The following is an 8,255-nucleotide window of genomic DNA, read 5'->3' on the forward strand; positions in this document are numbered from 1 at the left end:
GGATCTATTTACCCGTTTTTTTTACTAAATCAAATCTTTTTAGTTATGATTTTTTTCACTTCAGATTTTTCTGATAATAATTGAGTGATTCATCATTTTCTCTTGCTAGACAAATGATTAGATAAACTTACTCCTGTAGCAATTTTTCTCTAGTTTCTAGGTCTCCATAAATATTACTCCGATACTTGGCAGATGTCTAATTAGGATTTAGTCTAAATCCGATTTTTGCTTAGGTTTGGTCTCCACACCCCTACAGTTTTGTTTCTGAATCATTTCATATTGCCATATAACTATTTTTGCCGGATTTCACAACTTAGTTTTTGACTACTATAGTTGTTTAAATACTAGATGATAGTTTCAGTTTAGTTTTGGATCTATTTACCCGTTTTTTTTACTAAATCAAATCTTTTTAGTTATGATTTTTTTCACTTCAGATTTTTCTGATAATAATTGAGTGATTCATCATTTTCTCTTGCTAGACAAATGATTAGATAAACTTACTCCTGTAGCAATTTTTCTCTAGTTTCTAGGTCTCCATAAATATTACTCCGATACTTGGTAGATTGATAATTAGGATTTAGTCTAAATCCGATTTCCGTTTGGGGAAAGGAGACCAAACCCCTACTGTTTTTTTTGACGAATCATTTCATCTTGCTCTATAACTATTTTTGAAGGATTTCATACTTAATTTTTGACTACTATAGTTGTTGAAATAGTAGATGATAGTTTCAGTTGAGTTTTGTATCTATTCACCCAATTGTTTGCCTCAATAAAATCTTTTTAGTTGATGATTTTTTGACTTCAGATGTTGCTAACAATAATTGAGTAGTTCATCATTTTCTCTTGCTAGAAAAATGATTAGATAAACTTCTCCTGTAGCAATTTTTCTATAGTTTCTAGGTCTCCATGAATATCACTCCTATACTTGGTAGATGTATAATTAGGATTTAGTCTAATTGCTTGATTATAATCAGCGATCGCTCCCCAATTATCTCCAGCTTTTCGCAGTACATTTCCCCGTCTGTAATAAGCTTTTGGATGGGTTGAATCTCTGTTAATTACCTGATTATAATCAGCAATTGCTCCCTCATAGTCTTCTAATTTATCTTTAACATCACCTCTATGAATATAAGCATCTATATGATTGGGGTCTATATCTATCGCCCGATCGAATTCTGCTAAAGCTGATTGATAATCTTGCTGTTCATATTTAGCTAATCCCCGTTGATAAAAATCATTAAATTTTGTCCGATCCTTTTCTTTAGTTGTAGATATTTCTGTTTCTATTTCTGTTTGATTTTCATCAACATTAACCAAGGCTAGATTTGTTAGAGAATTATTTACTATACTAGTTCCTACTAAAGCCTCTTTTCTTGCCCATTTATCTGCTTCTAAAATATCATCTAGACTCGGATTTTCTTGATGACTCGACTTATGCTTTTCACAGACATATTCAATTAATTTAGGAATATTCAAAAACGTAATTTTTTCCTCCAAAAACAAAGCTACAGCCTGTTCATTTGCTGCATTCAAAACAGCAGGCATAGAACCACCCATACGACCTGCACCATAAGCCAACTGAATACAAGGATATTTCAAATTATCAGGTTCCTTAAAAGTCAGACTTCCAGCTTTAACTAAATCTAACTGTTCCCAATCAGTATAAATCCTTTCCGGCCAAGATAAAGCGTAAAGCAAAGGCAAACGCATATCCGGCCAACCCAATTGAGCTAAAACAGAAGTATCTTGTAACTCTATTAAAGAGTGAATTATACTCTGAGGATGAATGACTATATCAATATTATTATAATCCAATCCAAACAAATAATGAGCTTCAATAACCTCCAAACCTTTATTCATCATTGTGGCAGAATCAACAGTAATTTTCTTACCCATTGACCAGTTAGGATGTTTAATAGCATCTGCCACTTTTACTTGTGATAATTTCTCAATCGGCCAATCTCGAAAAGCACCACCAGAAGCAGTTAAAATAATTCTGCGTAAACCATTTTTAGGTATACCTTGAAGACATTGAAAAATTGCTGAATGTTCTGAGTCTGCTGGTAATAATTTGACTCCATATTTTTCAATTAAAGGATTAACAACCGGACCTGCGGCAATAAGTGTTTCTTTATTTGCTAAAGCAATATCTTTGCCTGCTTCAATAGCAGCAATAGTAGGTAATAAACCAGCACAACCGACAATACCCGTCACCACCGCTTCTGATTGGCCATATCTAGCTACTTCTATCACACCATCTTGGCCAGCAACCAATATAGGTTGAGGTTCCTGGTCAGCAATGGCCTCTTGTAGTGCCGTAAATTTGGACTCATCATTAATAGCAACAATTTGAGGGCGAAATTGTCTTACCTGTTGGGCCAACATTTCTACATTACTTCCAGCAGCTAACCCAATAACTCGAAATTTCTCTGGGTTGTGAGTCACAATGTCTAAAGTTTGAGTACCAATAGACCCGGTAGATCCCAATATAGTAATTGCTTTCATATTTTTTTTTAGAAAGTTGTCCACAATTCCACTATACGATTCATTAGTCATTTAAGGAAGAAGGAAGAAAAATTTAGTTATTTAGGAGAGAAAGAGTAAATAGTGAAAAAAAAGGGGAAAATTATAGAGATAACTGTTTGACTTGAATGGAACCAAATCTTTTTCAGTATCTCTGAATCAAGATGTACTTTTTTAGCATTTTTTTTCAAAGTGATATTATAGCTTTAAGCATTTCTATTCCAGAATGGTGTGCCAACAGCTATTAACTATTAGCATTAATTTAAATAAGCAAAATTCAACGTAAAATAGTTCACAAAAATATTAATACTTTAATTCCCTGTTTCTGATTTTTTTGAAATTATTAATATGTACCACTTTTTGCTGGATTAGTCAGTGTTATATTTCGCAAACTAGATACAGTAAAACTATCAAACATGATGGTAAAATTCAAGAAATCATTGCCAGATTTTTCTAGGAAATACAACCTCAGAAATCATTGCTGATTTCTGAAAAAAAACTGTAGGGGTTTGGTCTCCTTTCCCCAAGCAAAAATGAGATTTATCTGACCAAATCCCTACGGTAAAATGTTACAACCTATTTATAACTACTAAATTAGCGTAGAAATCTGAATAGGGTTTTTGTAATTCCTCAATTTATAATAAATATTTTGGGAAACTTTAAATATCTACATTATTGAACTCATTGAATAAGAGCAAAGAACCAAAATTTAAAAGTCTAATTCTTCTCCCACCACCTGTTGTGAGCAAGCTAATAATTATAGTAACCTTAATTTTCTTTATCTGTAGTAGTTTACGTCATGCCCTGTTCTACTCTACCGGGTTTGACTTGGGTATTTATGACCAAGTTGTATATTTGATTAGTCAAGGAGAATCTCCCATTTCTTCTTTTTTGGGATATCACCATTTGGGAAATCATGCTGCTTGGACTGTCTATCCTTTAGGATTATTCTATAGAATCTATCCTGATGTCCATTGGCTACTTTTACTACAAGCTCTATGTTTATCTTTGGGAAGTTGGCCGACTTGGTGTTTGGCCAGACTAGCGGGGTTAAATCGAGGGCAAGCATTAGCGATCGCTATTTCGTATCTTTTATATCCGGTAATTTTTAATATCAATTTATTTGATTTTCACCCAGAAGTTATGGCTTTGCCTGCTATTTTAGGGGCAATTTTAGCAGCGAGACTAAAACGTATTTTCTGGTTTTGTATTGCTATTATTTGGGTGTTGGGTTGTAAGGCGGTTTTATCATTAACTGTAGCTTTTATGGGTTTCTGGTTACTAACTTTTGAAAAGCGGAAGTTTTGCGGTTTAATTGCTCTTGTTTTAGGAATTTTTTGGTTTATAGTTGTCACTCAGGGAATTATCCCTTTTTTCAGTGGTGAAGAAGTAGCTGGAGTCGGACGTTATAGTTATTTGGGAGATTCGGTTGTAGGAATTATTTTTAATATTTTGCTACAACCAGGAGTAGTGTTAGGAAAAATACTATCGTTTGAAACTATCAAATATATTTTTGTGTTATTTTTACCTGTAATTTGGGGAATATTTCTACTACTTCAGACAAATAAAGCTGTTTTACCTAATCTTATTCCCCTGATTCCAACTATTCCGACAATTATGTTAAATGTTCTCTCTGAAGTATCGTTTCAGAGAAGTTTAAATTATCAGTATTCGTTACCTGCCATTAGTTTTTTATTATTAACAGTAATTTCCTGTTTAGCAGCAGTTTCTCCAACAGAAAATCAGAGTATTCAGATCGAATCACATTGGATAATCAAGTTAGAAATTCCCAAATTTAATCTGAGATTACCAATACCAAATTTTCAATATCCCCGCATAATTATTTTGTGGTCTACTTTAATATTTCTCTTGTTTGGTAATCTAGCAAGTTTATTTTCTTATGTGGGTAGCTTTGATACTTGGCAAGCCACAAATAATGCAATTACTCACGTCAAAACTAAAGGTGGGGTACTGACAGATAATCGATTAGCACCTCATTTTACTCATCGTTCAATGGTAAAATTATTGAATCAAACAGAGCCAGATAATTTAGATGAATTTGATTATGTAGTTTTGAATTTACATCATCCTTGGCCGGATACTGAGGAGGCGGGTATTATTCTGTTTAAAAGTCTTCAAAATAACCAAGAATGGCAATTAAATTATCAAGAAAATGATGTAGTAGTATTTCAAAGGAAGGAAGGAATGGATAATGGATAATTGATAATTGATAATTAGGGTTTGCTGATTAAATATCTAAACCCTTTACAGGTAAATGTTTTAGTTTTTTTAATTCAAAAATGAAGTGCAAACTTTTAGGTTTCTCAGGTTCAAAAAATTAGCATTTTGGGTTGAATATGGCAGAAAAATAACTTCTACAATTGTTACTACTACCTCCTTTGTAATTCCTATTTCTCCTGACTCCTACCCTTACCAAAAGACTTTCCAAAAGCAAACCCTAATTAGAGATAGTTTTGATTATCAATTATCCATTATCCATTGTTTCTTTGGCGTCTCTAAATTCAAGAATTTTTTGATACAAGCTTTCGTGGGTTTCATTTTCAAATAACTTATCTCTGAACTCAAGATAGTCTCCTTCCCCTAAATTACAAGCGGCAACAAATTGGAAAAATTTTAAGGGTTCTAAATGATCTTTAAGAATTAAAAGTGCTTCTTGAATAACCTGTTTTTCCTTAGTTGTTCTAGTTTTCATAAGATACCTCAGTGATAAAATTAATAGGGTTGACAGTTTTAATTGTTGATAAAGTTTGACAGCGGTTGATTAATCTCCTATCGCAAGTTATAAAGTAGTCACTTTGTGAAGCTTCAGCACAAGCTACATGATAAGAATCAAGTAATTTAATTCCTTGATTTTGTAGTTGTTTTGCTCGTTTTTCTTCTGATTGTTCCATTTTTTGATAAATGGTTGCTAAAGTCAAAAAGTTAGTGATTTTTTCTTGTCTGCTTAGATCGGAGTTAAATATATTTTCATATTCTATCGGTTTTGAGTTAACTAATTCAATCTCTTGATTTTTAATCATCTCTAAAATTAACACAACTGCTTCAGTTTCTAAGGCTACTTTCTTCTGTGTTTGGTCATCAAAAGGACGATTATAAACACTGGTATCTAAATAAACCCTAATCACATCATGCTATCTCCTGAATTAAGTTAGCCTTTCTTTTTTCTTGTGTATACTAGCATTATCTAAAATTTTTGGGGGTCAGATTAGTCATCTGGTCAGTAAAGCAGATTTAATACTGGAAGAACTAGCTGTGTTGACAGAGTTTAAGCTAGTTTGGATCTGGTCAACTGGTTTTTGTCAATTTTGGCTATTTTATAAAGTTTTAATAAAATAATTAGTTCTCAAAAAAATTAGTGTATACTTACTGTAATTTATCGTTAAGTTCTTTATCAAGAAGGAGACTTTTGTGTTGTGAATAAACTTAGAAATTTATTGGTTGGATCTTTGCTGGCAGCCGGGACTGTTATTTTTTGTCACGGTGCTGCTTCTGCTCAAACTATGACTTGCAAAGAAGCTGTTGATTACATACAAAATCGCATTTCGTCGCTACAAAGTTTAATTTTTACCCAGGACTCAAGTCAGTTGGGTGGAGGCTCCCGTTTTACAAGAGGACAACTAAGAGATTTTTTGTATCTAGCTACAAATTTCCTTATAGAAAATCCTCAATGTGACGAAGAAGCAAAGCGAGCAAATCTTTATCAAAAAATTGAGATCGCAAAAAATAGTTTATGAATAAATGGCTTTGAGAAACCATTTATTAAAGTCTTTAGGAGGGTAATTAGTTACTTCACGCTATAAATGATAATTCTCAAACAATTAAAATCTAATTTTCTACTTCAAATAACTATTATTGCTGCCATAATTTTATTTATCTCTAGCAGCATTCGCCACTTATTATTTCAATCTTCTGCTTTTGAAATGGGAATTTATGACCAAGTTACTTATTTAATAAGTCAAAATTTACCTCCCATTTCTACCTTTTTAGACATACATCATTTAGGTAATCATGCGGCTTGGGCAATGTATCCCGTGGCATTACTTTATAAAATTTATCCCTCAGTTTATTGGTTATTATTAATACAAGCAATTTCTTTAGCAATAGGAACTTTTCCGACTTGGAGTTTAGCTCGTTATTCAGGATTAAATAAACAACAAGCTTCTGCCATAGTAATAGTCTATTTGCTATACCCAGTAGTCTTTAATCTCAACTTATTTGATTTTCATCCAGAGGTAATGGCATTACCAGCAATATTAGGAGCAATTTTAGCAGCAAAACTAGATAAAACTCTCTGGTTTAGTTTAGCTATTATCTGGATTTTAGGCTGTAAAGATGCTTTATCTTTACCCGTCGCTGCCATGGGTTTTTGGTTATATTTCTTTGAAAAAAAACGGGTGTGCGCTGCAATAGCTTTATTTGCCGGTACGGCTTGGTTTATTATTGCTACTGAGATATTAATACCTTATTTTAAAGACGGTTTACCACCAGGAGGAGTCGGACGTTATCGATATTTAGGAAACTCCATACCAGAAATTTTATTGAATCTTTTGTTAAGACCAGAACTGGTATTTGGTAAATTAATTTCTCTCAAAACTTTAGAATATTTATTCTTGCTAAATCTGCCGATAATTTGGTGGCTTGCTCCTAAATATTTTACTCCTTTAATAGCTGCTTCTCCAGTTTTAGCGATGAATATTCTCTCTAAAATTGATGCTCAACGAGATTTAATTCATCAATATTCTTTGCCAATATTGCCTTTTTTATTAATGGCTGTAATTTATACGATCGCTGATGGTAAATGTGGTTTATGGTATTGGCTCTGGAATTTACGTCGCCCTCAAGAAGATAAGGATAAAAATCTATCTACAATTGTTAGTAACCGCTTACCAAAATTTATAATCATTTGGTCTTGCATCGGATTTTTAGCTTTGGCGAAATATGGTTATTTTTGGTCTATTTATTTAGACTATTTAGATACTTGGCAAGCAGCACGAACAGCGATTAGTTTAGTTCAGACAAAGGGAGGTGTTTTAACTACTTCAGAAATTACGCCTCATTTAAGTCACCGTCAGTTTATTAAGTTAATTGTTGAAGAGGAGGAGTTACCTAGAGATGAAGCTTTAGTTGAGTATGATTATGTATTAGTAAATGTACGTCATCCCGGTTGGAAAAGTAGTCAGGAATATTCGCGGAAATTAGTCGATAAACTCAAGGTTAATTCAGAATTTCAGCTTGGTTTCCAACAGGATGATGTTTATTTATTCAAACAAGGGAATAGGGAATAGGGAATAGGGAATAGGGAATAGGGAGTGTTGGAAAACTCCCATACTCCGTAGGGACGTTATAAAAGGAAGGAAAATTTTGAGCATCCAGCTCTGGGAGCTTCGGAAAATGAAATGACTATTTCTCTATACGCAATAAAAGAGAAAATTTTGCTCATCCAGCTCCGAGAGCTTCAGGAAATGAAACGACTATTGCTCTATACGCAATAAAAGAGAAAAATTTCATCATCCGTCTCCGGAAGCTTCAGAAAATGAAATGACTATTGCTCTATACGCAATAAAAGAGAAAAATTTCATCATCCGTCTCCGAGAGCTTCAGAAAATGAAATGACTATTGCTCTATACGCAATAAAAGAGAAAATTTTGCTCATCCAGCTCCGGGAGCTTCAGCAAATGAAACGACTATTGCGTATAGAGCAATAGTCGTTA

At 33.2% G+C, this 8,255-nt stretch carries 6 protein-coding genes and 1 pseudogene; 3 read left to right on the forward strand and 4 right to left on the reverse strand.

Features of this window, described 5'->3' with window-relative positions; all coding sequences use genetic code 11:
• Window positions 1–858 precede the first annotated feature (858 nt).
• Entirely contained in the window at window positions 859–1,317 is a 459-nt protein-coding gene (locus F6K40_RS32640) for a tetratricopeptide repeat protein (RefSeq protein ID WP_293142147.1), read from the reverse strand.
• Between the two features lie 3 nt (window positions 1,318–1,320).
• A pseudogene (gene dxr / locus F6K40_RS32645) lies at window positions 1,321–2,505 on the reverse strand (1-deoxy-D-xylulose-5-phosphate reductoisomerase); the annotation flags it as partial.
• A gap of 702 nt (window positions 2,506–3,207) precedes the next feature.
• On the opposite strand from dxr, the gene F6K40_RS32650 reads away from it, so the two are divergent.
• Window positions 3,208–4,743 carry a DUF2079 domain-containing protein gene (locus tag F6K40_RS32650; RefSeq protein ID WP_293142137.1) on the forward strand — a complete coding sequence of 512 codons (1,536 nt, stop codon included), beginning with the start codon at window positions 3,208–3,210 and terminating at the stop codon, window positions 4,741–4,743.
• 265 nt (window positions 4,744–5,008) lie between these two features.
• Here F6K40_RS32650 and F6K40_RS32655 read toward each other — a convergent pair whose 3' ends face one another.
• Window positions 5,009–5,236 carry a hypothetical protein gene (locus F6K40_RS32655; RefSeq protein ID WP_293142139.1) on the reverse strand — a complete coding sequence of 76 codons (228 nt, stop codon included), beginning with the start codon at window positions 5,234–5,236 and terminating at the stop codon, window positions 5,009–5,011.
• Entirely contained in the window at window positions 5,226–5,669 is a 444-nt protein-coding gene (locus tag F6K40_RS32660; protein WP_293142141.1) for a PIN domain-containing protein, read from the reverse strand. The genes F6K40_RS32655 and F6K40_RS32660 overlap by 11 nt, the downstream gene beginning before the upstream one ends.
• Window positions 5,670–5,957: 288 nt before the next feature.
• Between F6K40_RS32660 and F6K40_RS32665 the strand changes: the two genes are divergently transcribed.
• Complete coding sequence (locus F6K40_RS32665; RefSeq protein WP_293142143.1) at window positions 5,958–6,278, forward strand: hypothetical protein; 321 nt, start codon at window positions 5,958–5,960, stop codon at window positions 6,276–6,278.
• Between the two features lie 66 nt (window positions 6,279–6,344).
• Window positions 6,345–7,829, forward strand: a complete 1,485-nt coding sequence (locus tag F6K40_RS32670; RefSeq protein ID WP_293142145.1) for a DUF2079 domain-containing protein — start codon at window positions 6,345–6,347, stop codon at window positions 7,827–7,829.
• Window positions 7,830–8,255: the final 426 nt, after the last annotated feature.

It is taken from the genome of Okeania sp. SIO3I5 (assembly GCF_010672085.1).
In the GTDB taxonomy this organism is placed as follows: domain Bacteria; phylum Cyanobacteriota; class Cyanobacteriia; order Cyanobacteriales; family Microcoleaceae; genus Trichodesmium.

Bases quoted from the DNA above. Each gene is read 5' to 3' on its own strand.
- F6K40_RS32655 (WP_293142139.1), bottom strand. From the start codon at position 5,236: ATGAAAACTAGAACAACTAAGGAAAAACAGGTTATTCAAGAAGCACTT.
- F6K40_RS32670 (WP_293142145.1), top strand. From the start codon at position 6,345: ATGATAATTCTCAAACAATTAAAATCTAATTTTCTACTTCAAATAACT.